Origin of the sequence: Hyalangium sp. (assembly GCF_035629615.1) — a bacterium.
Classification (GTDB): Bacteria; Myxococcota; Myxococcia; order Myxococcales; family Myxococcaceae; genus Hyalangium.
The window spans coordinates 1-26,787 of the sequence record NZ_DASPHO010000242.1; the positions used below are offsets into that span (position 1 = coordinate 1).

Sequence of the window (26,787 nt, forward strand, 5' to 3'; positions counted from 1 at the left end):
GCCCGGCGCGCCTCCTCCGTCTTGCCGTAGAAGCGCTCCAGAGCCTCCTTCGCCGCGGAGAGGAACGCCTCCTCCTTCGAGGCATGAACGAAGACGTAGTCCGGGGCGATGCACGTCTGCCCCGCGTTGAGGAACTTGCCCCACACGACGCGCTCGGCCGCCGTCTTCGCGTCCGCCGTCGCGTCGACGACTACCGGGGACTTGCCGCCCAACTCCAGCGTCACTCCCGCCAGGTGCCGCGCCGCCGCGGTCATGACCTTCTGGCCCACGCGCGGGCCGCCGGTGAAGAAGAAGTGGTCGAACGGTAGCCGTAGCAGCGCCTCCCCTACGTCCGGGCCGCCCTGCACCGTCGTCACCTCGGAGGGATCGAAGGTGTCCCGCACGAGCGCCTCGAGGAAGGCCGCCGTGTGCGGGGTCTTCTCGCTGGGCTTGAGCATCACGCAGTTGCCGGCTGCCACGGCGGTGACGAGCGGGGAGATTGCCAGCGCGAACGGGTAGTTCCACGGGGCGATGACGAGCACGACGCCCTTGGGCTCGGAGCGGACTTCACTGCTCGTGCCGGCCAGCAGCAGGGGCGTCTCTACCTTCCGGGGTTTCATCCAGGACTTCAGGTGCTTCGCCGTGTGCGCCAGCTCCATGAGCACGGGCAGCATCTCGGTGCTCTCCGCCTCGGCCCGAGGCTTGCGGAAGTCCGCGAAGAGGGCCTCCGCCAGCGCCTCGCGGCGGCTGAGGAGGTTCGCCTTCAGCCGCTCTAGCCGTGCGAGCCGCTCCTTGGCGGTCGTCTGGGCCTGCTCCCAGCGGCGTGCTCGGAGCCGGTCGAAGGCGTCTTCCAGCGGACGGTGAAGCTCCGTCAATTGCTCCGTGCTTACGAGGCGCATGCCTGCTCTCCTGGTGTCCGGGAGCCTCCAACGCTCACAAGGCTCCCCGTCTTCCCGTACGAGCCGCTTACTTGAGCTACGACTCAGGGGGGACAGCAACCTCTTTCGCCCTGTCCCGTCCTTCTTTGACCAACACCGTGTGCCCGGCCTCACAGAAAGCCGGGGGAAACCCCACCCAGGGAGTCGCACCCCTGAGAGCAGGGGGGGCGGCGGCTCAGGCCCATGAGGTGATCAAGGCGGGGCAGAATACAGGGCTGGGGAATGCCGCCAGTCGCTACTTGTACTCGGGCACGGTCTTCGTCAGCCGCGCGGGCAAGGGCCGCGGGGTCGTCTCCTTTGCGGAGGCCAGCCACTCGCTGTCGTACGTCGTGAGCAGGCGCTCGAGGCCCTCGGCCCAGAGCGGCGCGGTGCCGTCGTGGAAGCGCCGGAGCCACCAAGCCGTCGCCGAGCGGACGTGGTTCGGATCGTTGCCGCCCCAGTTGTCATCCGAGGTGCCGAGCACGTCGTGGTAGAGGTCGAGCGTTGGGCCGAACGGATCGAGTTTTCCCTTGGCTGCGGCGGCGACGTAGGCCTTGCGCTCGGTCTCTACCCAGCGCGGGTCCGCCGAGAGAGCGCGCCAGACACTGTGGTACGTGCGGGCGAGCGTACTCACTGAGCGGTCATAGATGGGCTGCGTCTCCTCGAGCAGCGCTGGATCCGTCGCGGCGGGCACGAGCGCGGTCACCGCCCACTTCACGAAGGCGGGATCATAGCGGCCGAAGTCCTTGCGGTTGTTCAGGTCGAGCTTGCCATCCTTATGGGGGCCCGAGCTGAAGGGCTTGACCGGCGCAAGCGAGAGGAAGGTCTTCCAGGAGATGACCGAGAGCGAGCGGCAGAAGAAGTTCCGCATGCCTCCGCTCTCACCGTAGTCGAAGGAGAGATCGTCGCCGCAGCGCTGTCCGCTGGCTTGCGGCAGCAGGTGCCAGGCCTCGGTGAGGGTCGTGGCGCGCGCGTCGTTGGAGCCCTTCTTCTTCGAAGGAGGCTTCTCCGCTGACGAGCCTGACTTCGTGGGGGTGCCTCCGGCGAGGGAGGGGCTCGACATGAGCGCGGCGGTGAGGGCGAGGGCAAACACGGACGTGACGATGAGACGCATGCTTCCTCCAGGAAGGCCGCCAGTCTGACGTAGAGGCGCTGCCCGGTTCGCGCGGAAAACGTTAGCGCTTCTGGGAAACCCGTCTTGTCTGGGGTCCGCCACCATGGCAGACCGCGCATATGAACTCTTCTCTCCGAATGTCCGCTCGCAGTCTCCCCCGATACACTGGAGGGCTCTCGGCCGTCCTCGCCGCGGCGCTCACCGTTCTGCTGCCCGCTTGTGGCGGGACGCCCTCCATCACCGAGGTCCGCGCACAGGGGAACGGTACAGAGGCGACCATCGAGGGATTCGTCTCGGTTTCTCCTGGAGCGTTCCAGTCGGCCCTGGGCGACGAGGGCTTCGCCGTGCAGGACTCCTCGGGCGGCCTCTACGTCAAGATGGCGGAGAAGCAGACCTTCGGCTTGGGAGCCAAGGTCCGCGTCACCGGGATCCTGGACGAGCAGAACCAGCTGCGCATCCTGAAGGCCGAGCCCGCGGGCGTGAAGCTGCTCGGGGGCACTGAGCAGGTGTCCGCCAAGACCGTGGGCACGGGCGCCGTCAACGAGTCCGTCGAGGGACAGCTGATCCAGGTCAGCGGCAACATCACCCAGACCTTCCAGGATGACTCACCCTACGGCTACAAGCTCTACATCAACGATGGGACGGGCGAGGTCCAGGTGTTCGTCCACGTGTCCGGGGGCTTCGACAAGGCCGCGTTGCAGGCCCTGAGTGCTGGCCAGCGCATCACGGTGGTGGGGCTGGCCGCGCAGTACGAGACCACCTACGAGGTGGCGCCGCGGCAGCCCTCAGACCTGACCGTTCAGTGATCACCGCTGCCGGCTCACGGCAGCTCTTCCACCAGCAGGAGGTTCTGGCCACGGTTCCAACCAAAGCGGTTGGTGCCGCAGGCAGTGCCATCCCAATGCCGGGTCGTGGACCAGATAGCGAAAGTGTGTGGGCCTGCAGTCAGCCCTTTCACGAGACACGTCTGGTTGACGGGATGATGGTGATCGTGGGCGGTGGACCCGGAGTTGTACGAGTATTGACCATTATAGCAGTACGTGGGCTGGCCATCGACATACAACTGATAATAGCCCCATTGGGCACCACAGTTGAACGTTCCACGGAACGTATCCGAATAGGTCACGCGGACCGCCTTTCCTGCCGCACTGACCGTGTGCTGTACTTGGCGGGTTTCTACTCCTTCCCAGTCGCCACTCAGTTCTTCACTCTCGGAACTGCTATTGCTGTAGGTGAGCTTCTGGTTCTCGACCTCCTCGACCATTAGCAGCGGGTAGGAGCGTTCCCAGCCCAGGTGTGTATCCCTACCAGTGTCTGAGCGAATCCAGACATCGAAGGTATGGGCTCCCGTCGCCACAGCCGGCAGCACACAGGTCATCACGATAGGGTGATGGAAGTTACCGCCTGTGCCCTGAGCATCATGCTGGCCGGTGAAACAGCTGGTGTTATTACCATCCATCCGGATCATGATCGTACCCCACCCTCCATTCTGGTTGTAGGCACTCCTGAATGTGTCGGCGAGCGTCACCTTGAGCAGGGTGTTCGCGTCCTGCTTCGTGTAATTGACGGTGCGCCCGGACGCCTTCTGGTAGGTGCTGCTCGAGGTCGCGGACTCGCCTCCCGTGGTGGAGGCGCCATACCTAGTTGTCGGGAGCAGCTCCTCCACGAATACGAGAGGTTGGGAGAGGCCAGCCCCCACGTGCGCTGCACCGGCATGTGAATACGCCCACGTCTCGAATTCATACAGGCCCGCGGGCAGCACGTCCGTAAGGCACACCGTCGCAAAGGGGAAGTAGTACGTGTTCGACCAATCGCGCGCATTCCAGATGCGCTGGCGCTGATGGCAGTTTGGCGACATGTAGCCGCCGTTCATCCTGATGGCGTAGTAGCCAGAGCCATCAATGACGCCGATACCCACGCCCAAATTGTCGGAGACGGTGATCTTGAGCCGTGATGCAGCGCTCAGCTTGAGGATGCTCACCTTGCGCCCAGAGGAGTGCCAGAGGGAGGGAGGGAGATCGCCCGAGCTGTAGCTCGGCGCAGAAGCGGCCCAGCCCGTTGGGTAGAGCGCTTGGTTCGAGCAGACGTACCGGGTCTGGGCTACCTCGCTCGCCTCCAGCGTTCCGTTCCCATTGGTGTCCAGACCACTGCGCACCACGGTGCCGCCCTGGGCACAGTTGGCACCTGGAGGTTCTGGATCCAACCGCACCAGCGCCTGGGCTCCCGGGGCTCCTGGGGTGCCCGCAGCCCCGTTGCAGACGTAGGCCGTGCTCGCCACCTCCGCCGTATCCAGCGCGCCATCATGGTTGGCATCCAGCCCGCTCTGCACTGCGGTGCCCCCATGGGCGCAATTGCTACCCGCTGGCTCGGGTGCCGACCGCACCAGCGTCTGGGCCCCTGGGGTTCCTGAACTCCCTGAGGTCCCATTGCAGACATAGGAAGTGCTCGTCACCTCGGCGGGATCGAGCGTGCCGTTGTCGTTGGCATCCAGTCCGCTGTTGACCCGGGTGCCTCCCTGGGCGCAGTGAGTTCCAGAGGGTTCGGGATCCAACTTCACCAGCGCCCTGGCGGCGGCCCCACCGGGAGGCCCGTTGCATGTGTATGCGGTGCTGGTGGCCTCACTGTCCTCCAGGGTGCTGTTGCCATTCGTGTCGAGCCCGGACTTCACGGCCGTGCCTCCATGAGGACAGTGGGTCCCGGGTGGCTCGTCCACGAACCGGATCAGCGAAGCCTTGCCGCTCTCCCCATCCTCCCCCGGGCGCCCTTCTTCCCCAGCAGAGCCACATGCAGCAAGCAGCACCCCCAACATCCCTCCACTGAGCCGCATCCACATCGTCATGGCTTGGAACCCTCCCAGAAGCTCGCGTCCGCCCACGGACCTGGGAAACACCCACGGACTGGTAGAACCCGAGCGTCAGTACCCGGTCACGGTACGTGGGGAGTGGGAGCGGGGCTGTACCACCAAAGGAGCACGGCGCTCTCTCCTCTGGGCTCGAAGTAGCCTTTGAGAGAGTACCTGTCATCCATGTCAGGTCTCCGCTCCTCTGGGGCGTGGACGCATTGCCTGCGCCGCCATGTCGAGATCACTTCGCGGGTGGAATCGCTGCTGGGTCAATAACGACGCCGAAGGGAACCGTCTTGATGCCCAGGCTCCGGCACTCGCCGATCCGGGACCCTTTGATCTTCTCTCTCAGCATGAACTCGTAGGTGACCTTGAAGCGGATGCAGAGCTCCGCCAGCATGTCACCAGGGTGGGCCTCCGAGAGGACACGGAATGCCGCGCGGTTGGCCATGTCCGCTGCGGCGTCTTGGGCATCCTCAAGGGGGATTTCGCCTTGAGAGCTCGTGCGGATCGGCACGCCGACCTCGAACTTGCACACGGTGGTGGCGCCTGAGTCCCCCATCGTGGTCTGGGCATGGATGCAGACGGCACGCCATCCACCATCTTCCTCCTTCTGGCGCGGCGGCTTGACCGTTGTCGTGAACTGGAAATGCTCCGGGGTAATGCGCCCTGTCACTGTGTTGCCGGGCCGCCCATGGGTGCATCCCACCCCAGCAACTGCCATCACGACAGTGAGCAGAACATGGAGCAGGGGCCAGTTCCGTGACGGCGCATCTCTCATTCCTGCAATGGTAGGCGTGCACGGTGCGCAGGGCGAGCCCCGGCGCCGACCTTCACGGCAGGTTGTGGAGTTCTTTGTCGAAGAGAGCGTAGAGCAGCGTGGCCTGTTCGCCGCCCAGATGGGGCACGAAGACTTCAGGGACGAGAACGTTGTGCAAATGCAGGGGGAAGGGCCGGTACCCCAGAACCCGCTCGATGGTACGAGCGAGCGTGACGAAGTGGGGCTTTACGTCGTCCGTTGGCTCGAAGGAGAAATGATGGAAGAGGGGTTCACTGCGAGGACCGACGGTCTCCGTGATGCAGTACGTGACATAGAGGGGGGCCAGGACGCTCACAGCGGCTATCGCGCGAGTAACGAGCTGTGCTCCGTCCGGCAGGGGCTGCTTCTCAGACCTGGAGCAGCGGCGGCAGGCCGCCATATAGGGCTGGGTCACATCACCCGCGCTCCCGAGCGCGATGTCCAACTCCTCCAAGAGGGAGTCCCACGCAGGCCACTCCATGGCTTGCTTCCAGGCCTCCATCCAGCGCTGGTGCTCGGCGGTTCGTGTGTAGGGTGGGACTTCCTGGGTGTAGCTGTCCGACACCGCGAAGGAACCGGTGGGGTAGTAGCGGTGGACGATCCGGATGAGTTCCTGCTCGGTCAGGTCGGTCATGGTCGGTGATGGCGCTTCGATATGTACGTGAAACAGCCATCCCCTCGATAGAGGCTGGGCACCTCGTGGGCGCGGGAATCAGTGGTCCGCGTGGTGCTCGCTCTGGGGTGCCGTGAACACTTTGGAGGGGAGCGCTGCTGGCTTCCGTGGCTCCTCGTGCTCCAGCCCGCGCTGCCATGGCCAGCGCCCCTCAAGCTCCACGGACAGCGTGAAGCTCAGAAACGTTCGGATGACCACGATGATCCCCAGCACCGCAACCCCTCGCAGGGTCGGCTCCTCGCTCACCGTGCGGATGATGTCCGCCGCCACCAGGAACTCGAGCCCCAACAGGATGGCCCGACCCAGGTCCTGCCTGAACTTCCGGTAGAGGCCCGCCACACGTCGCCGTCGCCGCACCCCCAGCAAGACCACCGAGAGGACGGCGCCGAGGATCATGACACTGACCCCCACCCCCTCCATCAGCTGCCCGCCCAGTGCTATCCACTCTCCGAACGTCATGGGCTCCCCAGCGCTCAAGCTAGGCTTCGCCGAGGGCACAAGCCCTCTTGGCATGGCTGGATGGTTGGGGACCCTCCGAGCTGGCAAGCGGCTCGCCTGCCGCGGCCGCGGAGCTCAGCGCGCCTCGAGCCCGCGAAGCAGCGTGGTCAGCGCCACCGTCAGCTCTTGCGTGAAGTCCACACGCAGCGGCGCCATGTGCGGCAGATCCAGCACCTCGCGCGTTACCGGCGCCACGTCCGCCATCTGCCGCAGCCCCGTTACCAGCGCGTGCAGGTGGATGAAGAACCGCCCGCCCTCGCCCGGCTTCAGAAACACCAGCCGCTTCTCCACCAGCACCCCTGCGCGCCCCATCGCCTCCAACAGCCGCTCCTTGAAGCCGCGCACCTGCTCCACGGTGACGTTCTGCTCCAGCACCGTCTGCAGCAGCGCCAACAGCCGCGTCAGCGTCTCCTCCCCCTCCAGCGACTCGGCCACCGTGCGCGCGACCCGCGTCCCCGTCCACCGGCCCTCACTGCTGCTCAGCAGCCCCTCCAGCTTCACGAACCACGCGAAGAGCAGCTCCTCCAGCATCGCCAGGAAGAGCGCCTCCTTCGTCGGGAAGTAGAGGAACACCGTCCCCTTCGCGAGCTTCGCCCGCTCCGCCACATCCGCCATCTTCACTTCCGTGTAGGAGGTGGTTGTGTACAGCGCCAGTGCCTCCTCCAAGATGAGCTGCCGCCGCGCCTCCTTGTCCTCGTCCTTGCGCGCTCTCAAGGGCAGAGCCCGCTTCGCCTTCGCCGTTCCGTTGCTGACCATGAGTCATCCATGGAGCGAGGAGAGCGGTTTGTCAATGACCCTTGGTCATTCCCAAGGCTCGCTGGGGATTCGCTGGGGAGGTGGATGTGAGATAGTGTAGGTTGGTGATGAGAACCTTGCAGGCAGAGCTGCTCCAGGGCCGCGCGCTCTACCGCGAGGTGGTGCTGGCCAAGCTGGCGCACGCGCGCGAGTCCGTGTGGATCGCCACGGCCAACGTGAAGGCCATGTTCGTGGAGCAGGGCGGGAAGTTCGCCCCGGTCCTGGAGTTGTTCGACGCGCTGGCGGCGCGCGGAGTGGCGCTGCGGCTGCTGCACGCCGAGCTGCCCAGCCGGCCGTTCCGGGAGGCGTTCGATTCACGCGAGCGCCTGGTGCGCGGAGGCCTGGAACTCAAGGTGTGCCCGCGCGTGCACTTCAAGGCCGTGGTGGTGGATGGAGCCTGGGCCTACGTGGGCAGCGCCAACCTCACGGGCGCGGGCCTCGGCGCCAAGGGCGAGGACACGCGCAACTTCGAGCTGGGCTTCGTCACCGAGGACTTCGACGTCATCGACCGCGTCACCGCGCTGTACCAGGCCGTGTGGAGCGGGGCCGAGTGCCGAGGCTGCCGGCTGCGTCAGATCTGCCCGGATCCCATCCTTCCCGCAGGCTCTGATGTGGCGAAGAGGCGGGCATCCGATGGCATCCGCCTGGGGCATGCCCGGCGCCTCCGACGCTGACGGTCATGAACAGTTGGTGACCGCATCGCCGTCCACGGCGAACGCACCATCGTGACGCCGCAGACAGGTGGAAGAAAGGCGCCCAGGTCGGGCAACATGGAGTGGGGGCCCAAGAGCCTGGCTGCGAATCCCAAGGCTCGCTGAGTGGCCGAGAGGAGTGCACGTGCTCTCGAACTCCTTCCAGGGCTCGGTCGCTGCGCCGGCAGAGGCCGTCGGCGACTGCGCCGGGACCGACTCGGTCCCGCCGGAGCTTTCCGAGGTTGTGCACCCGACTGCGAGGTACTCCTCATGACGCTCACCTGGGTGGTGGTGCTGCTGCTGACGCAGGCCCCTGGAGCTGGGGAGTCGGCCGATGGAGCGTGGCTTCCGGCTTCCGCGGCCAAGGTCGTGCCACCTGCGGACGCACCGCCCACGGAAGCTCGCGAGGCCGGACGGTGGAACTCCCTCATCCGCCTGGAGGCCAGTACGCTGGCGCTGCTGCCACGGGGAGGAGCGGGAGAGCATGTGGGCTACACGCAGCTGAGCCCCGCGCTGGTGGTGGATGACGGAGCGGAGTGGGGCCTGCATGTGGGCGCTGCGGTGCGGGTGAGGCTGTGGGGAGGGGAGACGAGAGCGGGGCGGGTGAGGACGGAGGACTGGGACAGCCTGTCGGACTGGGGGCAGGTGGTGCGGGCGCTCAAGCTGGGCAGTGACGCTTCCCGAGTGGGGTTGTGGGTGGGGGAGTTGGAGGACTACAGCTTGGTGTCCGGGCACTTGGTGCGGCGCTACTCGAACCGAGCCCACCCGGACTACCACCCGGCGGGAGCCTCCCTCACGGCAAGGCTGGCTCCGCTGTACGTGGAGGCCTTCACCTCGGACGTGCTGGGGGCGCGCCTGACGGGAGCGCAAGCGGACGTGGATGTGGAGCACCTGCTCGGCGGCGCACCGCGAGAGCCGGGCCGGTACATGGTGGGGCTGTCCGTGGTGCGAGACTGGGGTAGGGCTGAAGGGGTGTCGCCCCAAGTCACACTGGTGCACGTGGATGGGACGGCGGTGGTGGTGGTGCGCCCAGGCTTCGAGCTGCACGTGCTGGGCGGTTGGGGCGAGCGGGTGAGGGAGGCAGGCGCCTGGGGCGCGGTGGTGGGAGTGGGCGCGGACGTGGTGAGGCACACCCTGGACATGAAGGTACGGCTGGAGGCGCGAGCCCAGCGCGGGGGCTTCCGCCAGGGCTACTTCGGTCCGGACTACGAGCTGTCGCGCTGGCGCGCGGTGGGCTCCTCCGGGCTGCCGGTGGCGCAGGCTCCCTTCCCGGAGGGGTTCTCCGCGTACGGGGAGGCAGTGGTGGGCTGGGATGGGGTGCGGCTGGGAGGGCTGCTGCAGCGCCACCTGCACCTCTCGCTGGGCGTGGAGGTATTCGACTGGGGCCGCGTGGACGTGGACGGGCGCTGGGCGGTGCAGCTGGCCGAGCGGAGCCTCGAGGTGGCGGTGAGCGGGCTGGCGCTGGGGCTGGGCCAGCCGGGGGCGCGCCAGGTGTACGCGGGGCAGGTGCGCTGGCGCTTCGCTGGGAGGCTCTACGCGCTGGGGCAGATCGGCACGCTGCTGTCCCCGACAGCGCAGGGGGAACTGCGCTCGGGAGCCTTCGCGGCCTTCGGGTTGGGGGTAGACAATGCGCGCTGAGAGATCGAGGCGGAGGCGGGGGGTATTGCTCCTGGGAGCAGCCGTGCTCTGGACTGGATGCGCCACGCTGTCGGCCTCGCCCCGCCCAGGCGACAGCGCGAGCCATGGCCTGCGTGCCGCGCCCGCGTTGAGGCAGAAGGTGGGCGAGGAGCCCCAGGCTCCGGCTGCCTCCGAGGTCGCCTCGAAACGCAGTGAGGTGCGGCTGTACCGGCGCCACAGCGAGCGCAGGTTGCTCACGGACGCGGCCCTGGTGAGCCCGGAGGAGATGGCCCAGCGCCAAGCGGCCGGTGCGCAGCCCACTTCTCAAGGCCCACTCTCCTGCGGGGGCCATGCCGTGCCGGAAGGCTGGCCGGACTACTCCTCCTGGCTCGACGAAGAACTGCTCGCACCTTTCTTCCAGTGCGCCTCGCCCGCGGAGTTCCTCGCGTTGCAGCGCCGGGTGGACATGCCCCGGCTGGTGGAGAAGCTGGGGGACTGGTCCGCCGTGAGGCTCGGCGCGTTGGGGCCCATGGAGAACCCGGCCGCGCAGGTGCTCCAACTCAAGCGCTTCTCCTTCCTCGTCAATGCCCACCGGCTCTACGGGGCGTACGCCCAGGTGCTCACCCTCTTCCTGTTCGACACCGCCTTCGATGACGAGGTGCGCGAGCTGTTGGTGCTGTTGGCCAGGGACAAGCAACTGGAGCAGACGCTGGGGCAGATGCAGGCTGTGCGCGAGGTGTTGGAGCGGCGGGGCTTCAAGCCCTCGGACTACCCGGATCGGGACGAACAGCTCAGCGACGTGGGGCGGGGCTTGGTCCGCGCCGTCGACGACGTGCGCGCTACCATTCCCGGTGCGGATGGGGCCGGAGGTACCAGGGTGTACGGCGTGCGAGCCCACCTGTCACCGCCCTACCAGGAGGCCTTTGACGAGACAGAGCGGGCCCTCACCCGAGAGCACTTCTCTCCGGGCCATGCGGCGCCGGGCACCTTTGACCATATGACGTTCGGAGTGCCGTTGGGCTTCTACCACCTGGCGGTGGGGACGGGGCATGGGGTGTACACGCTGACGCAGGGCCAGTACGAGCAGGCCACGCGTGAGCTGGCGCCTGCGGCGCTGCTGGTGAGCCTGTACGCTGGCGGCAAGGGCGTGCGCTACCTCTCGGAGAGCGGGGGGATCGCGGGCGCTGTGCAGCGCTGGGGGGCGCTGCGGGTGCTGGAGGTGCGCCTGAAGGCCCTGGCAGAGGTGGTGGAGCGGCTGAGGGAGCAGTTGGGGGAGGAGGGCGTGGGGCAGTTGGCTGTGTACCTCCGGGCTCAGCGGGAGGCGGCCGTCCTCGTGGGCGTAGGGGGCGAGCGCGCAGCCGTGGCTCTCTATGAGGCGCGGGGAGACGTGGCGCGGGCGCAGGCCTGGTTGTCCCAAGCCAACCCCGAGCCTCGCGGCCTTGCGCGGCCCACAGCCGGTGCAGGCAAGAGCCCCGGCAGTGCGGCTGCCGTGGCAGAGGAGGCAGCGGGTGCCACGCCGAAGAGGGCGGGAGCCCGGAGCCCTCCAGGCAGTCTGGCCTCGCTGGTGGACGAATCCGTGGGCCACACCCCGGAGGTGGTCCGCGCCAGACTGGCGCGGGCGGAACTGCTGGAGGCGCCCGGCGAGCGCCTTCCGGTGGACGTGGCGTGGTTGGAGCAGAACCGTCCCGTGCTGGAGGCCCCGCCGCCCGGAGTGCCCGAGGGCTCCGCGCTCTGGCGCGAGTACGTGGCGTACAGGGCGGGCCGCCTCTCCGAGTTGAAGGCGGGAGAGAAGGCCAATGGGCCCCTGCAGTGGGAGGGCTACCAGCGGCTGCGTGGGTGGTTCGCCCGAGGGATGGCGTTCGAGAGGATCATGGTGGCTCTGCTGCGTGCGGATGCTGCGCTGCCACGAGCGCAACGGTTCTGGCTCCGGGACTTCGTCGATCCGCGCATCGAGACGTGTGTGGGGGTGGCGAAGGAGGGCCAACCCGGCGTGCGCTTCGCGGACGTCCTCGTCATCGAGAGGCAACCTCCCGCAGGCCAACCGCCGCGTGTAGAGTCCTTCAGTTTCAAGAGCCGGGATCTCTCTCTACTCGAAGAGAAGGCACTGACCAGACAGATGACGGCGGACGCGAGCGAAGCCCTGCGGTACTATGGCGAGACGCTGAACATCCGCCGTCGCGTGCTCAAGTACCTTGGCCCTGAAGTGCAGATTCGGAGGGTCCGCCTCATCTACGAGGGCGGCGAACTCAAGCCAACGGAGATAGACGTGTTGAAGGCAGCCGTGGAAGAGACACGGAAAGCGGTTCCGGGGGTGGAGGTGCTAGTCCAATGAAGCGGCTGCAGTTGCGGGACTTGAAGCCGGACGACAGCCTCCGGCTCGATTTCGAAGGTGCCTTCGACCCGCTGGCGGCACTTGAGAGCGAGATAGAGCCGTTTCTCCAGATACTCGAAGAGTACGCAGGCGAGTGGATGCCTGACCTCGTTGAGGGCAAGCGGCGACGTAGATACTCCCGCGCCGCCGTCTGGAAGGCACTGGAGGAGGAGCGCGACGAAAGGAGCACGTCCATCGTGCTCGGCCGGACGAAGTGGCCAGCGTTGTATTTGTGGCCCAGGCTCGATTTCCCGCCTCTTCCTCCTGGATTGGGCATTTCTCTCAAGGTACAACCGCTCTCCTTCTTCGCGGAGGTGGAGCGCTGCCGCCAATTCGTGGAGATGGTGCGCGCCTGGGCCTCCCGCTACCCCGTCGCCCATGCCGCGGCCCATAGCGTGGCTGACAGGGGGGTGGCGGACTCTCCCCTCTTTGGCCGCGATATGCAGACCTCCATTCGAGACGGATTCGACAAGATCTACGAGGTGTTCTGGCTCAACGTCTTCGGCCCGAGGTTGGTGGAAGCCGTCGGCCGCGATCGTATGATGTCCACGCCCGCCCACCGGGTGGAGGAACTCCCTAATGGATCTATCCTCCTGGTGACATGGCCTACCGCCGCGGACTTCGCCAGCGAGGGGGCACGAAAAGCCCAGGCCCGTGCACACGTCCATCTCCGGCCGGATCTCGGCTTCGACACCGTGCTGAACAGCCTGCGCGATCGCAGCGCCACGCTCGCGCCCGTGGAGCCCCACTTCCACCCGGATGTGGCTCCCCTCCTTGGTCGCGTGGTGGACAGCGTCGCCATCCACGAGCGCCAGCGGAAGATTGCCGAATTCAACACGTACCAGCCCCCTGAGCCGGACGAATGGTTGCCCGCGGATACTGCACTGCCTTCGGACGTGATGGACCCCCAGGCCGCCTGTGAGCACTACTCCCTGCTTGCTGAGCACCTCGTAGCACTCCTGCACACGAAGGTACCCTCGGTCTTCAAAGAGACGCCCGAGTCCCTCACGGACGTGGACTACCAGTTCTGGCATGAGGAGTTCCCGAGAGTCTTTGAGCGACGCAACATCGATGAGCACGCGGTGCCAGCAGTGGGCGCGTATTTAGGCGAGGTGCTGGTCCGCAACCTGGGCGGGCAGTGGATACCGCGCAAGAAACTCGAGGAGGCGCAGGTTCGCGTCGGCAACCGCGTCTGGCTTCCGTTCCTCCGAGCCCACCGCTACATGCGTACATGCCAGTCCCTGCTGGACTTCTCTCTCACTCAATTCTATCGCGAGGCCGAGCGCCACCGGGGTTGAGCACTCTTCAAACGGGACATGGAGCCTCACTCCTGCTACCGCCCCGTGCTAGAGGCCCCTCCGCCCAGAGTGCCCGAGGGCTCCGCGCTCTGGCGCGAGTACGGGGCGTACAGGGAGGGTCGCCTCTCCGAGTTGAAGGCGGGAGAGAAGGCCAATGGGCAGGCGAAAGAGCCTCGCCGGCTCTCGTTCCCCAACACCTCCCCAATTCGCTGGAAGTAACTTTCAAGCCGCTGCACGGCGGCGGCATTCATGAAGGGCTCCAAGAAATGGTGGACGGCGGTGAGCTTCGTGCCGTCGGGGGCCTTCACGGCGTGGAATGCCGCGATCGTCTTCCCGACCTTCTCCTGCAGGGCGAGAAGGGTCGGCAGCAGATCCTCGAGGGTCGCGGCGCTGAGCTCGGCGGGGGTGACCGCGCAGGCGATCGGATCGACGTCAACGCCTATCGCGGACGCGCCGAGTCGTGCCGCTTCGACGACGGAGGTACCACCGCCGACAAACGGGTCCAGGACCGTGAAGCTCTGGAGGCTCGCGGTCTCGTAGTACGCCTTCCAGAAGTCGGCGGTCGGCTCCGAGACAGCCCCGACGAGGACGGCGCGGAACGAGCACCCAAGGCGCCGCGCAAACCACTTGTGAATCTGGTAGATCGGGCGTGGGCGCCGTCCCTCGCGCGTCGCGATTCGAACGAGATCTCCGAAGGGCAGCGCGCCCGCTTAGAGGAGGTTCCGTTCTGGCATCAGGGCGAGGTCCATCGCTGCGCAACTCTACAGGAACCCGCCACCACTCCCCCGGCCTGACCATCTCGGCGTGGGGCCCGAGATCGCTCCTGGTCTCGACGAGTTCGCGTGTGCGCGTCCATGCGCCAGGTTCGCGAGCCGCACCGCCCTCTTGTGGCGTGCGTAGCTTGCACCATACACTGGCAACGGTTGGAATGCGTTACCACGCCTTGCCCAAGGAGCCGGTCGTCATGGCCGACGAGATTCTGACCGTCGCCGAGGTCGCCGTGCTCCTGAAGGTGGCCGAGAAGACGGTCTACACGATGGCGCAGAAGTCCGAGCTGCCCTGCTTCAAGGTGCGCGGGCAGTGGCGCTTCCGTCGCCAGGACCTCGACTCGTGGATGGGGTCGCAGGTGAAGGGCCTGGCCGCGCCGGAGCATCCGGCGACGAAGACCAAGGCGCCGACGCGGAAGGGAGGCCGGAGATGAACGAGGCCGACACGTGTCGGAAGTACGTGGTCCCGAAGCTTCAGGCGGCGGGATGGGAGAACGATCCGCACTCCCTCACGGAGCAGAAGTCCTTCACGGACGGGCGCATCGTGGTCGTCGGGAACAAGGCGCGGCGGCAGGCGCAGAAGCGCGCGGACTACCTCTTGCGCTACACGCGTGACTTCCCGATCGCGGTCGTCGAGGCCAAGGCCGCGTACAAGTCGCCAAGCGACGGGCTCCAGCAGGCCAAGGACTACGCGACGGTCCTCGGGCTCAAGTTCGCGTACGCCACGAACGGCCACGGCATCGTCGAGTTCGACTTCCTCACCGGGCTCGAGCGCGAGCTAACCGTTTTCCCTGCGCCAGCCGAGCTCTGGGCCCGGCTGCGCGGCAGCGAGAAGCTCACGGACAAAGCCGCCGAAACGCTTCTCACGCCGGGCTACAACGTTCTCGGGAAGTCGCCACGCTACTACCAGGAGATCGCTATCAACCGCGCCGTGCAGTCCGTCGTGCAGGGACAGCATCGCGTCCTGCTCACGATGGCGACCGGCACGGGCAAGACGTTCGTGGCCTTCCAGATCTGCTGGAAACTGTGGTCGGCGCGGTGGAACCGCACGGGAGACCACCGCAAGCCGCGCATCCTGTTCCTCGCCGACCGCAACATCCTCGTCGACGATCCGTACTCCAAGATGTTCGCGCCGTTCGGTGACGCGCGCGCGAAGATCGAAGGCGGCAACGCGGTGAAGAGCCGCGAGATGTACTTCTCCATCTACCAGGCGCTGGCTGGTGGCGAGGGCCGCCCGAGCCTCTTCAAGGAGTACGCGCGGGACTTCTTCGACCTCATCATCATCGACGAGTGCCATCGTGGCAGCGCGCGCGACGAGAGTAGCTGGCGAGAGATCCTCGAGTACTTCGAGCCCGCCTACCAGATCGGCATGACGGCGACGCCGCTGCGCGAGGACAACCGCGACACGTACTCGTACTTCGGCGCGCCCATCTTCGAGTACAGCCTCAAGCAAGGCATCGAGGACGGCTTCCTCGCGCCGTACCGCGTGCACCGGGTCATCACGACCTTCGACGCGGCTGGCTGGCGACCGAACGCCGGCGAGACCGACCGGACGGGCCGAGAGATCCCCGACCGCGAGTACACGACTAAGGACTTCGAGCGCGTCGTCGCGCTCCGCGCGCGCACCAACGCCATCGCCGCGCACCTCACCGACTTCCTCAAGAACACCGACCGGTACGGCAAGACCATCGTCTTTTGCGTCGACCAGGAGCACGCCGACGAGATGAGGCGAGCGCTCTCGAACTTGAACGCCGACCTCGTGCAGAAGCACCCCGACTACGTCTGCCGCGTGACCGCCGACGAGGGCGACGTCGGGCGCGGGCACCTGAGCCGCTTCCAGGAGCTTGAGAAACAGACGCCGGTCATCCTCACGACGTCGCAGCTCCTCACGACGGGCGTCGACGCGCCCACCGTGAAGAACGTCGCGCTGGTGCGCGTGGTCGGATCGATGAGCGAGTTCAAGCAGATCATCGGGCGCGGCACCCGCGTGCGCGACGACTACGGCAAGCTCTTCTTCAACATCCTCGACTACACCGGCTCGGCGACGACGCTCTTCGCTGACCCGGACTTCGACGGCGAACCCGCCCGCGTGAGTGAGGAGGAGATCGACGACAAGGGCAAGCCGAAGCCCGAGACGTACAAGGTCGACGAGCCCGAGCCGATGAAGGTCTCGGAGCCGCCCGGGCCGCCCTACGGAGGCGGGCTCTCGCTCGACGACGAGGAACACGGCGAGCCCCGCAAGTACTACTTCGACGGCGGCCAGGTGCAGGTCGCGGCGCACCTCGTCTACGAGCTCGATCCCGAGGGCAAGCAGCTTCGCGTCGTGCAGTTCACGGACTACACGGCCGAGCGCGTCCGCACGCTCTTCCCGACGGCGGCCGAGCTACGCAAGGCGTGGGCCGACCCGGAGAAGCGCGCCGACATCATCGAGCGCCTCGCCGAGCGTGGCATCGACTTCGACGAGCTCACCAAGGTCACGGCGCAGCCCGACGCTGACCCCGTCGACCTGCTCTGCCACGTCGCGTACAGCGCCCCGCTGAGGACGCGCCGCGAGCGCGCCGACCGCGTCCGCAAGGAGCGGCGCGAGTTCCTCGAAAAGCACTCGGGGCTCGCGCGGCAGATCCTCGAGGAGCTGCTGGAGAAGTACGCGGAGCACGGCACCGCGCAGTTCGTCCTACCCGACGTGCTGCAGGTGCCGCCCATCTCCGACCACGGCAACGTCATCGAGATCGCCAAGTACTTCGGCGGCGCCGAGAAGCTCCGCGAGGCGATTCATGAGTTGCAGACCATCCTTTACGCGGCCTAATGGCTCGCACGAGAGAACGAGCTGATGGCAGCAAAGAAGAAGACGACGACCACCAACGGGAATGGAGCTGCCGCGAACGGCGCTGCGCCCGCTACGACCGCACAGCGCCTCGCGACGATCCTCAAGTCCTCGCGCGACATCATGCGCAAGGACAAGGGGCTCAGCGGCGAGATCGACCGCATCCCTGTCCTCACGTGGATCATGTTCCTCAAGTTCCTCGACGACATGGAGTCGATGCGTGAGGAGGAGGCGAAGCTCTCGGGCAAGAAATTCAAGCCCGCCATCGAGTCACCGTACCGCTGGCGTGACTGGGCCGCGAAGGAGGACGGCATCACGGGCGACGAGCTGATCGCGTTCATTAACCAGGAGGAGTGCCGGCGTCCCGATGGCTCGAAGGGTGCAGGCCTCTTTGCGTACCTGCGTGGGCTGCGCGGCGCGGAGGGGGGCGATCGCCGCGACGTCATCGCGACCGTGTTCAAGGGCACGGTCAACCGGATGATCAACGGCTACCTGCTTCGCGACGTCATCAACAAGATGAACGGCATCCACTTCACGTCGTCGGACGAGATCCACACGCTCGGCAACTTCTACGAGTCGATGCTCAAGGAGATGCGCGACGCAGCCGGCGACTCGGGCGAGTTCTACACGCCGCGCGCGGTGGTCCGCTTCATGGTCGACGTCATCGACCCGAAGATCGGCGAGACGGTGCTCGACCCCGCGTGCGGCACGGGCGGCTTCCTCGTCGAGGCCTACTCGCACATGGAGAGGCAGTGCAAGACGGTGCAGCAGCGCCGCCAGCTTCAGCAGGGGACCATCCTCGGCAATGAGGCGAAGCCGCTGCCGTACCTGCTCGCGCAGATGAACCTGCTGCTCCACGGCCTCGAGACGCCGCGCATCGAGCCGGGCAACAGCCTCGCGGTGCCGCTGCGCGAGATCGGCGACAAGGAGCGCGTCGATGTCATCCTCACCAACCCACCGTTCGGTGGCGAGGAGGAGCGGGGCATCCTCTCGAACTTCCCCGAGGACAAGCAGACCGCCGAGACCGCGCTGCTCTTCCTCCAGCTCATCATGCGCAAGCTGAAGCGCGCGCCGAAGCCGGGCCGCGCGGCTGTCGTCGTCCCGAACGGCGTGCTCTTTGGCGATGGCATCGCCGCACGCATCAAGGAGGAGCTGCTCCGCGAGTTCAACGTGCACACCATCGTGCGGCTGCCCAACGGAGTCTTCGCGCCTTACACGAACATTCCGACGAACATCCTCTTCTTCGACCGCACGGGGCCGTCGACGGACGTCTGGTTCTACGAGCAAGCGCTGCCCGAGGGGCGAAGGAACTACACGAAGACGGCGCCGCTCCAACTCGCCGAACTCGACGAGTGTCGTGCATGGTGGAGCAAGCGCGAAGAGACCGACCGCGCGTGGAGAGTGCCGGCCACAGAACTCATCGCGGCTGGGTGCAACCTGGATCGACGCAACCCTCGGGCGGCCCAAGACGTGATGATGCTTCCGCCGGAAGCGTTGGCCGAAAGCATCAGGACCAAGGAGCTGCAGATTGCAGCCATCATGGATCGCGTGAAGGGACTGCTGGCTGAGGTGACGCATGGGTAGCGAATGGAAGCGATTGCCTCTCGCGTCGGCGCTGCGCTTCCGAAAACCCGATGTTGCTGTTGACGCCAGCGCCACCTACGACTTCGCGGGCGTCTACTCGTTCGGCCGTGGCGTGTTTCGAAGCCAGTCCAGGACCGGGTCGGAGTTCTCCTACCGGCTTGTCACGCGGCTTCAGCATGGTGAACTCGTGTACCTGAAGGTTGGGGCGTGGGAGGGCGCGTTCGGCGTGGTGCCGCCTGAGTGTGATGGCTGCGTCGTGTCCCCAGAGTTCCCCGTGTTCGTCATCAACTCTGAGCTACTGCTTCCTCGGTTCCTCGAGCTTCTCCTGGGCGTGCCGGCAGTTTGGAAGTCACTCTCGGGCGGGAGCACGGGCACGAACGCTCGAAGGCGACGACTACATCCCAATGACCTCCTGAAGTGCAGCGTGCTTGCTCCCTCGCTGGAAGAGCAGCGTGCAATCGTCGCGCACGTTGATGCGGTGCAAGGAGCCGTCCGGGAGGCGCAGAAGATCCGCACGAACGTCGAGAGCGAGCTCGGTGCGCTGTTGATGAGCGCCTACCAGAGCATTTCGGAGGGAGCGCCACGCATGCCTCTCGGCGAGGTCGCACCGGTGGTCCGGCGTGAGGTCAGCATCGATCCTGAATCCACCTATACGGAGCTGGGTGTCCGCAGCTTCTACAAGGGCACGTTCCAGCGGCGCACTGTCGTCGGCGCTGAGTTTTCTTGGCAGGACCTCTACAGGGTGAAAAAGGGCGATCTCGTGTTCAGCAACATCATGGCTTGGGAGAAGGCCATCGCTGTTGCCAAGCCCGAGGATGACGACTGCGTGGGCAACCACCGGATGCTCACCTGCGAGGCGCGGAGCGACTGCGCGGTGCCATCGTTCCTCTGGTACTACTTCACGACACCAGACGGTTTCGAGAAGGTTCACGCTGCATCGCCCGGCACCGCAGCCCGCAACAGGACGCTCACCGCGAAGGCGTTGCAGGCGATTCCGGTACCGGTGCCGACGGTGGACCGTCAGCGGTGGTTCGACCGCCTATTCGCAGAGGTCGATCACGCGCGTCGATTGCAGAAGGCGGCAGCAGAGGAGCAGAGCCAGTTGGTCCCCAGCCTGGTGCAGCGACTCTTCGCGCCTGGGATCCATGGAGCGACGGCGAGCTAACGATGATGATGGGGGAACCGTAGATGGCAGCGGTCGAGACCGTCGCGTGGGTGGAGCCGCCCGAGCCCATCCGAGGTCTCGATCACCTCGGTGTGCAGGCGCCCTGCATCGCGCTCTACGGCCAGCTCCTCCCCGGCATCACGAACGTCACGGACCGCGCGCGCTACTACTCGTTCCACCCGTGGGTGCTCTGGTCCTTCGAGCGCCGCTACACCGACCACTCCGTTGACGAGTTCCGCCGTGTCCTGCGTCGCGCTGAGTGCCTGTTCGCACTCGTCGCGATCCGCCACGCCCGCGTGGTCGGCGACAACGATGACGGACTCCACGGCCGGGCCATGGTCGGCCGCGACAAACTTCTGCGCATCGAGGAGGACTGCACGTTCGTCCTCGAGGACTACGCGACGCTCGAAGGCCCGAACCGCTACTTCAAGAACAAGCTCGGCGGGCTCGGCCAGTACTACTTCGGCCCGCTTCGTGATCTGCGCGTGCTCGACCATCACCAGGGCGCTGGCTACCCCGGCTACGACGACGATCGCGGACGGAAACTCGCCGAGGCGTTCGCGAGCGCCGTCCCGGAAGACGCGTTCTTCCGCGTGCTGGAACAGCCGACGACGACGTGGGAAGACCTCGACGAGCTGGTCGCGTTCTGCCCTTGTGGCCTGCCCGCCAACACCGCCGAGCACGAGCTGCTGCTCGATCTGTTCCTTGCGCGGACCGAGCCCTTCCAGGGCGATGGCGGAACGACGCGACGGGCTTCGCTGGGGCTGATACTCGACCTCTCGAGCCAGACGGCGTGCGATGTCGACTACGCCTTCGAGGGCTTGCTCCGCGGCGGGGCTTACACCGGCGCGCTCGTCGATGGCTCGGCGTGGAACGTGGCCAAGCCGCTTGAACGCGTCCTTCGCGGTTGGGGCACGTACCAGCGCAACGAGCTGCTCTCGCTCGCGGTGCAGGGGCTGTTCGCGGCCGTTCTTCGCGCCATCGAGCGCGACGAGGCGCAGAGCATCCGGCAGGCAAGCGACGCTGCCGAGATCGCGGTGCGACTGCTCTCGTCCCGTGGCGCGGACCTCGAGCTCCCGCTCGACGCGCTCGTCGCGCGCGTTCGCGGCGAATTACCCGCGCTCGCCGACTGGCAGCACGAGGACCACGAGCTTCAACGCGGATGGCGCCTTCAGAACCTGCCTCTCAACGACGACACGAAGCTCGAAGCGATCGCGCAGGAGAGCATCGCCATCCTCCTGGCGCTCCTCGCACGCGGCGTCGACGAATACCCCTACGGGGACTTCGAGCTCGACCCGGAGTACTTCGACCCGCGTGAGGTCCACCTGCTCTCGCTGCGGCACGCATCGAAGACCGAGTGGGCTGGGCTGACCGTCGAGGCGTGGGTTCGCTGGCTCGCGGTGCAGTGGGGCGTCGCTCGGCACCTTCGCGTGGCGCTCCGCAAGCTGCGTGGAGAGCGCCGCGACACGTTTCGCATCCGGCCTCTCGAAGGTGAGCTGCGCGTGGTCGAGGCGCCCGCGCCTGTCTTCACGCAACCACGCGTCAGCAGGGCGCAGCAGATTCTCCGCGACCTCGGGCTGGTCGAGTACGACGACGAGGGCGTGATGATCTTGACCGACCGTGGCCGAACCGAGCTGGAGGCCTGCCGTGCCGGGTGAGCTCGCGTCCACGTCGTTGCTCGAGCACATCGCCGAGAGCGGCTTCCGCTCGTCGGTCTTCACGACCTATAGCTGCTACTTCCCGTTCTACGAGGAGGTCGTCCTCCGGCGCCTGATGGCGGCGGGCTGCACGCACAACGTGCTGATGGTCGACGCCACACGTTGCGCCGAGGCCTTCGCCGTCGAGGAGCTGCGGCCCCGTCGCGCGGGCCGCGACTACACGCTCATCCCGGTGAAGGTCGGAGGCGCCTTCCACCCGAAGCTGTTCTTGCGCTTCGGCAAGTCGAAGGGCTCGCTGCTCGTCGGGAGCCACAACGTCACGCTCTCGGGCTTCGGGCTCAACGACGAGGTCACCAATGTCTTCCGGCTCGAAGGCGCAGCGCTGCGTGCTGGTGGCGCCCCGTTCCGACAGGCGTTCAACTACCTCGCCCAGTTCGTCCCGACACAGCTCGCCGACGTGGCCGAGGCCTTTGAGGGCGTGAAGCTCGGGGTCCCCTGGCTCGATGGCCCTCTCGGAACCGGCCCGCAGGACCGGCAGCTCCTCACGGAGTCGAGCGCGGGCGCTGACCTCTGGTCGCAGGTCGCGCCGCTCATCCCGAAGGACCTCACGACGGCGTTCGTCGGCGGACCGTTCTTCGACCCGACGCTCGCGATGGTGCGGCGCCTCCAGCGTGATATGCGGCCCAAGCGGCTCGTCATCGGTATCGACCCAGCGTCGGTAGAGGTCGATCCTGCCGAGGCCGCGAAGCTCGAAGGCGTCGAGTGGGTGAACATCGCAGGCGTGCCCCAAATCCCGCAGCGTCGCGAGGGGGCGTCGCGCTACCTGCACGCGAAGGTGTTCTGGTTCGCGAGCAAGCAGGACGAGCTGCTCGTCACGGGCAGCGCGAACCCGAGCGTCGCTGCCTTCTTCGCGGCGCCCGGCGCGCGCAACGCGGAGGCCGTCGTCGCCGACCGCACCAAGGAAGCAGCCGATCGCCTCGATATGGAGGCGCTTCTCGCCGCGCCCGCCGTCACGTCGACCGAATGGAACGCGGTCGCTGCGCGCCGGAAGGCAGCGCCGCCGTCGACTTCCGAGGAGCCTCGTCGCATCCTCGTGGCCACGCCGACGCCCACGGGCTTCGTTGCGCAGGAGTCGCTCGACGTCGGACTTGTCCTTCATGGAGCGGGCGACCTGGACGCTCCGCTTGGCGGGGCAGTCGCTCGCGAGGGTGGCGTCATCGAGGCCGCCGACGCCGTCCGCGATGGGGCCCGCTACCTGGAGGCTCGCGCCGCGAAGGAGCACACGCTCGTCATCATTCACCGAACCGAGGACATCGCGAAGAACCTCGGCGGTGACACGAGGAAGGCGCTGCGCCAAGCGCTCGGCGCGCTCGAAGAAGATCCGACGCAGCTCGAGGCGCTCCTCAAGCTCACGGAGAAGGTGATCTTCGACTCCGACGACGTGGTCCGCACGACGCCGCTGCGCCCGGGCGGTGCAGCCGGTGCAGACCAGGAGGCAGCGGCCGCGCCTGTCTCGTTGGCACTTGAAGCTGCTGGGCGGAAGAGTTCGTCTCGACGCACGCGGAGTCTCGCGAGCGGCGACATCGTCGTGCTGCTCGACGCGCTTATGCGCCGACTCGGTGAAGGGCTCCCGACCAACGCCTCGCCGCGCCCGCGAAGCGAGGAGGAGGAGATCGGCGCCGACGAGGAAGAGGGCGGCGAGCTGGCGCGCGAAGCGCCCGACTCCGAGGTCTTGGCGAAGGCGTGTCGAGGAAAGGTCCGACGCCTCATCAAGCGCATGGAGGGGCAGTTCGAGCTGGCCAATGCACCGGATCGAGCGCGGCGCGGCATCGTGCAGTTGGCGGCGGTGCTGGGCGTCATCCGCACGCTGCGCTTCGTTGAGCAGCGTCCCGAGTGGAAGCGCATGCGCCACGAGCTCGTCGACCGCGCTGACGAGTGGAACCTATTCCAGTCGGCTGTCCTCGCAGTGGCGTGGGGACCGGAGGCGCTTGCCCCTCGTGCCGAGGCCGAGGCCGATGGCGAGGGCTTCGCGGAGTTGTCGATGGTCGTCGGCCTGCTCGCGTGGCTCGCGTGGGACGTCGAGACCGATATCGCCGTCGCGTCACAGCGCGGCGGGCTTGAGGGGCTTGAGGACCAACAGTGGTACGCGGTCCAACTCCTGGCGGCTCTCGGCCCGTGGCTCGTCGACGACTCGACCGCTCAGAACGTCCTCGAAGAGAGCGTGGCACGCACGCCGCGCTTCCGCGTCGACGGCGAACGCTGGCTGAGCGTCCATCGCGCAGCACTGGAGACGTTCGCGATTGTGACCGCTGCACCGGATGGCCTCGGGCAGGTGGGCCGCCGCGTGCGCCCGGGCGATCTGGTCGTCCTTCACAGCCGCGAGATGCCTCGCGTCCGTGTCGTGCTCGACGTTCGCCCTGGCAGCGACGGCGGCAAGGTTGTGATGCTCGCGCCCGACGCGACGGACGGGGAGCGATCGTTCCTCGCCTCGCGCGTTGCGACGCTCGCGTGGGACCTGGGCACGACCAGCGCGACCGCAGCGGGCTAGAAACTGGACCGCACTTGGCGCCGCTCGGGGGGCAACAGCGCGCGCCACGCGCCCGACGTCCGCGCCGTCGCGCCGAGCCGCACCGATGCCCGCAACGCGGCGCTTCGGCGCGCCACGCGCCGACGTGGGCTGCCGTTCGGCGCTCGCGCGGGACAGCGCCCCGATGATCAACAGTCCCACCCCCGCATGGACAGTTGATCGCCCGGTCACCGTCCCGGAGAGGGCGGGTCGGCTGTTAACCGCGTCTCGGCTTCTCTCTCCCCGCGGGCACGAGAAGAGAGCGCGAACGCCGTGCCGCGCGCCCTCGACGCGCCCGTCTTCACGCTCGCGGCGCTCTCTGCGCGAACGCTGTCCCGGCGCGTGTGACGCTCGCCGACGCGCAAACCCTCGGGAAATGAGGGGAGAAAAGACGAAGCCCCCGAGGCATGTACCTGGGGGGGCTTCGTTAACTGACCCTCGCTGCGAAGTTCGCAAGGAGGAAGAAATGGCTCCCCTACGTTGACTCGAACCATGGACCTGGTGACCCACAGGCCTGCGTCTTCAGCGTGAGCGAGGGCTCGGCCCTACTCGCCCGAGGGACGCTCCTGGGGTGGAGTCTGCGGCTTGCGCTGCTGGTCCCGCCACGTGCTGGGTGACTCGCCCACCAGCTTGCGGAACAGGCTGCTGAAGTGCTGCAGCGAGGCGCACCCCACCTCCACCGCCACCGCCGTCAGCTTCATGTCCGTCTCCATCAGGAGCTGCTGCGCCGTGCGCACCTGCACCGCGTTCAGCTCCGCCTGGAACGAGGTACCGGCCTCCTTGAGCCTGCGCTGCAGTGTCCGCTCGGACATGCCCATCTCTCGCGCGGTGTCCGTCAGGCTCGCGTCCACCAGCCGCGGGCGCAGCACACGGTGCAGCTGCTGCAGCAGCGGAGACTCATTCGTGGCCTCCGACACCAGCCGGTTGAGCTCCGCCATCAGCGAAGCCCCCTGGGCCTCCGGCAGCCCCAGCCACCCCAGCGCCTCGTTCGAGTCCGTGAAGACACGGCTGGGATAGGACGGGCTCAGCAGGCTGTAGAACCCGCCCACCACCGCGCCGATGATGCCCTCGGGCCGCACCAGCGCCTGCCGCTTCACCGACACGGCGAAGTCCTTCTCCCGCTGCCGCATGTAGTTGACGAAGAGGTGGAAGGCCGACGGATCCGGCGACTCCAGCCGCCGCAGATCCACCAGCGACAGGTGCGGCGCATGCGGCGTCCGCTCCACATCCAACACCTGCACCAGCCGCCGGATGAACACCTCGTCCGCGCGCTGCCACACGATGAACCCGCACAGGTCCGCCGAGGCGTACCAATGCAGGAACCCATCCCCGATCAGGTAACGGCCGAGGGGGTCCCGGAGGTAATCGTCGACTCCGTCTGCCGGTCGCACGGCCCGGCAGAATAGCCCTGGATCACCCGCGCCACCCAGAACGGATTGATCGGCGAGAGCGGGGTTTGCAGTGTTGGACGAACGCGGGCCGACACCGCCAGCTCCCGCGTGGCCGCCGGCAGCCCCTGCCATGGCATCTGGGGCCAGACGTGGTGGGCCTGATGGTAGCCCGCGTTGAAGAAGAAGAAGTTATAGAACCTGGATGTGGAGGTGACGGCCAGCGAGTCCCTGCGGCTGGCATCCCCCTCGAAGTGGGCGGCAAGGTTGAGCCAGAAGATGCAGAACTGCCCCGCCAGCAGCATGGCCCAGAAGCTCAGCCCCAGGGCCGGCTCCCAGAAGAGCAGCCCCAGCAGCGTGCCGTCCACCAGCACGAAGTCCAGCACCAGCTCCAGGCGCTGCGTCCGCGTCTTCGTCGCCCGCCACACCTTGCCGACGAGCTCCCACGGCCAGAGCCAGGACTGCAGCGTGTTGCGCGTCAGGTAGTGCAGCACGCCCTCGCCCGGGTGACGCTGCCCCCAGTCCCCCGGCCCGTCGTTGTACTTGTGGTGGTTGAAGTGGAACAGGTAGTAGGCCCGGTACGGGAAGCCACACGCGAGCCCCAGGGTCCGCGAGAAGACCCACTTGAGCACCGTGGGCTTTGCGATGGGCACGTGCATGTGGTTGTGCAGGACGGCGTAGTTCCAGAACAGCACCGCCCAGCCTGCTACGAGCATCCCCACTCGCCCCGTCCACGCGAGGTGGCCCCAGCTCAGCACGAAGGCGGGAAACCAGACCCACCAGAGCGCGTGCACCGCGAGGTTCGGCAAGTCCAGCGTCGGGGACGTCGTCTGTGGGGGGCGCATGGGGGCGATGTACGCCCCTGACGCCCCATGTCGCTTCTTTCCTCGCGCCAAGCAGTTGCGAAAAGACGAAAGACCCCGCGCGATGAAGCGACTTTCCTGCAAGCCCTGCCTTCCACCGTGGGAAGGCGGGGAGCTCAGCGAATGGCGCCTGCCACCTGGCTGATCAGCCGCAGCTGAGCGGGCTCGAGCCGCCGCAAGGTGCGCAGCACGCGCCGCACCTCGGGACGCTCGCCGTACTCGGGCGGATCCTCGGCCACCGCCAACGGCTTCTCCGCCGAGGCGACTCCGAGCAACACGTCCGACGAGCAGTTGAGCACCAGGCACAACCGCCGCAGCGTCTTCACGCTCGGCAGCATGTGGCCACGCTCGAGACGTCCGTAGACTTCCGTGGCGAT

Annotated in this window: 22 protein-coding genes; 12 read left to right on the forward strand and 10 right to left on the reverse strand. The window is 67.0% G+C overall.

All coding sequences use genetic code 11. The annotated features are described in order from the left end of the window. Together VD972_RS12115 and VD972_RS12120 are read right to left on the reverse strand one after the other, a co-directional pair. On the reverse strand, positions 1-878 hold an 878-nt coding region (locus VD972_RS12115), incomplete at its 3' end, for an aldehyde dehydrogenase family protein (RefSeq protein ID WP_324985614.1). Between the two features lie 274 nt (positions 879-1,152). After that, a complete protein-coding gene (locus VD972_RS12120; RefSeq protein WP_324985617.1) occupies positions 1,153-2,010 on the reverse strand; it encodes a hypothetical protein in 858 nt (285 codons plus the stop codon). Between the two features lie 137 nt (positions 2,011-2,147). Here VD972_RS12120 and VD972_RS12125 point away from each other — a divergent pair, with 137 nt between their 5' ends. Beyond that, complete coding sequence (locus VD972_RS12125; protein ID WP_324985620.1) at positions 2,148-2,816, forward strand: DNA-binding protein; 669 nt, start codon at positions 2,148-2,150, stop codon at positions 2,814-2,816. 14 nt (positions 2,817-2,830) lie between these two features. On the opposite strand, the gene VD972_RS12130 is transcribed toward VD972_RS12125, so the two are convergent. The 5 genes from VD972_RS12130 to VD972_RS12150 all read right to left on the reverse strand — a co-directional run bounded on the left by VD972_RS12130 (position 2,831) and on the right by VD972_RS12150 (position 7,578). Further along, the gene (locus tag VD972_RS12130; protein ID WP_422653661.1) at positions 2,831-4,849 is read right to left on the reverse strand and encodes a DUF7151 family protein; all 2,019 of its coding nucleotides are present in this window, start codon (positions 4,847-4,849) and stop codon (positions 2,831-2,833) included. Positions 4,850-5,093: 244 nt separating this feature from the next. Beyond that, positions 5,094-5,576 (reverse strand): hypothetical protein, encoded by a 483-nt coding sequence (locus VD972_RS12135; RefSeq protein WP_324985626.1) that lies wholly within the window; start codon positions 5,574-5,576, stop codon positions 5,094-5,096. Between the two features lie 109 nt (positions 5,577-5,685). Beyond that, the gene (locus VD972_RS12140) at positions 5,686-6,285 is read right to left on the reverse strand and encodes a hypothetical protein (RefSeq protein WP_324985629.1); all 600 of its coding nucleotides are present in this window, start codon (positions 6,283-6,285) and stop codon (positions 5,686-5,688) included. A 78-nt stretch (positions 6,286-6,363) separates the two neighbouring features. Continuing rightward, positions 6,364-6,783, reverse strand: coding sequence for a DUF1622 domain-containing protein (locus VD972_RS12145; protein WP_324985632.1), 420 nt, complete (start codon positions 6,781-6,783; stop codon positions 6,364-6,366). A 114-nt stretch (positions 6,784-6,897) separates the two neighbouring features. After that, a complete protein-coding gene (locus VD972_RS12150; RefSeq protein WP_324985635.1) occupies positions 6,898-7,578 on the reverse strand; it encodes a TetR/AcrR family transcriptional regulator in 681 nt (226 codons plus the stop codon). Between the two features lie 107 nt (positions 7,579-7,685). On the opposite strand from VD972_RS12150, the gene VD972_RS12155 reads away from it, so the two are divergent. The 11 genes from VD972_RS12155 (at position 7,686) to VD972_RS12205 (ending at position 24,141) form a co-directional block, all read left to right on the forward strand. Further along, positions 7,686-8,291: a phospholipase D-like domain-containing protein gene (locus tag VD972_RS12155; protein ID WP_324985638.1), complete on the forward strand. Its 606-nt coding sequence runs from the start codon at positions 7,686-7,688 to the stop codon at positions 8,289-8,291. 288 nt (positions 8,292-8,579) lie between these two features. After that, positions 8,580-9,947: a hypothetical protein gene (locus tag VD972_RS12160; RefSeq protein ID WP_324985641.1), complete on the forward strand. Its 1,368-nt coding sequence runs from the start codon at positions 8,580-8,582 to the stop codon at positions 9,945-9,947. A gap of 43 nt (positions 9,948-9,990) precedes the next feature. Further along, a complete protein-coding gene (locus tag VD972_RS12165) occupies positions 9,991-12,258 on the forward strand; it encodes a hypothetical protein (RefSeq protein WP_324985644.1) in 2,268 nt (755 codons plus the stop codon). Further along, the gene (locus VD972_RS12170) at positions 12,255-13,595 is read left to right on the forward strand and encodes a hypothetical protein (RefSeq protein ID WP_324985647.1); all 1,341 of its coding nucleotides are present in this window, start codon (positions 12,255-12,257) and stop codon (positions 13,593-13,595) included. The genes VD972_RS12165 and VD972_RS12170 overlap by 4 nt, the downstream gene beginning before the upstream one ends. A 249-nt stretch (positions 13,596-13,844) precedes the next feature. After that, positions 13,845-14,135: a hypothetical protein gene (locus VD972_RS12175; RefSeq protein ID WP_324985649.1), complete on the forward strand. Its 291-nt coding sequence runs from the start codon at positions 13,845-13,847 to the stop codon at positions 14,133-14,135. Positions 14,136-14,559: 424 nt separating this feature from the next. Next, positions 14,560-14,796 (forward strand): methylation-associated defense system helix-turn-helix domain-containing protein MAD1, encoded by a 237-nt coding sequence (gene mads1, locus VD972_RS12180; RefSeq protein WP_324985652.1) that lies wholly within the window; start codon positions 14,560-14,562, stop codon positions 14,794-14,796. After that, entirely contained in the window at positions 14,793-17,168 is a 2,376-nt protein-coding gene (gene hsdR / locus VD972_RS12185; RefSeq protein ID WP_324985655.1) for an EcoAI/FtnUII family type I restriction enzme subunit R, read from the forward strand. Before mads1 ends, hsdR begins: the two co-directional genes overlap by 4 nt. Before the next feature lie 24 nt (positions 17,169-17,192). Then, positions 17,193-18,770, forward strand: a complete 1,578-nt coding sequence (locus VD972_RS12190; RefSeq protein ID WP_324985658.1) for a class I SAM-dependent DNA methyltransferase — start codon at positions 17,193-17,195, stop codon at positions 18,768-18,770. Continuing rightward, positions 18,763-19,935, forward strand: a complete 1,173-nt coding sequence (locus VD972_RS12195; protein ID WP_324985661.1) for a hypothetical protein — start codon at positions 18,763-18,765, stop codon at positions 19,933-19,935. Before VD972_RS12190 ends, VD972_RS12195 begins: the two co-directional genes overlap by 8 nt. 23 nt (positions 19,936-19,958) lie before the next feature. Continuing rightward, complete coding sequence (locus VD972_RS12200; protein ID WP_324985664.1) at positions 19,959-21,593, forward strand: hypothetical protein; 1,635 nt, start codon at positions 19,959-19,961, stop codon at positions 21,591-21,593. Then, positions 21,583-24,141 carry a hypothetical protein gene (locus VD972_RS12205; RefSeq protein WP_324985666.1) on the forward strand — a complete coding sequence of 853 codons (2,559 nt, stop codon included), beginning with the start codon at positions 21,583-21,585 and terminating at the stop codon, positions 24,139-24,141. The genes VD972_RS12200 and VD972_RS12205 overlap by 11 nt, the downstream gene beginning before the upstream one ends. 563 nt (positions 24,142-24,704) lie before the next feature. Here the strand turns inward: VD972_RS12205 and VD972_RS12210 are convergent. From VD972_RS12210 to VD972_RS12220, 3 genes are all read right to left on the reverse strand, one after another. Further along, entirely contained in the window at positions 24,705-25,412 is a 708-nt protein-coding gene (locus VD972_RS12210; RefSeq protein ID WP_414654052.1) for a helix-turn-helix transcriptional regulator, read from the reverse strand. A gap of 80 nt (positions 25,413-25,492) precedes the next feature. Continuing rightward, a complete protein-coding gene (locus VD972_RS12215; protein ID WP_324985672.1) occupies positions 25,493-26,392 on the reverse strand; it encodes a fatty acid desaturase in 900 nt (299 codons plus the stop codon). Between the two features lie 134 nt (positions 26,393-26,526). Further along, positions 26,527-26,787 (reverse strand): transcriptional regulator (locus tag VD972_RS12220; protein WP_324985675.1); only part of this gene is annotated, 261 nt, incomplete at its 5' end.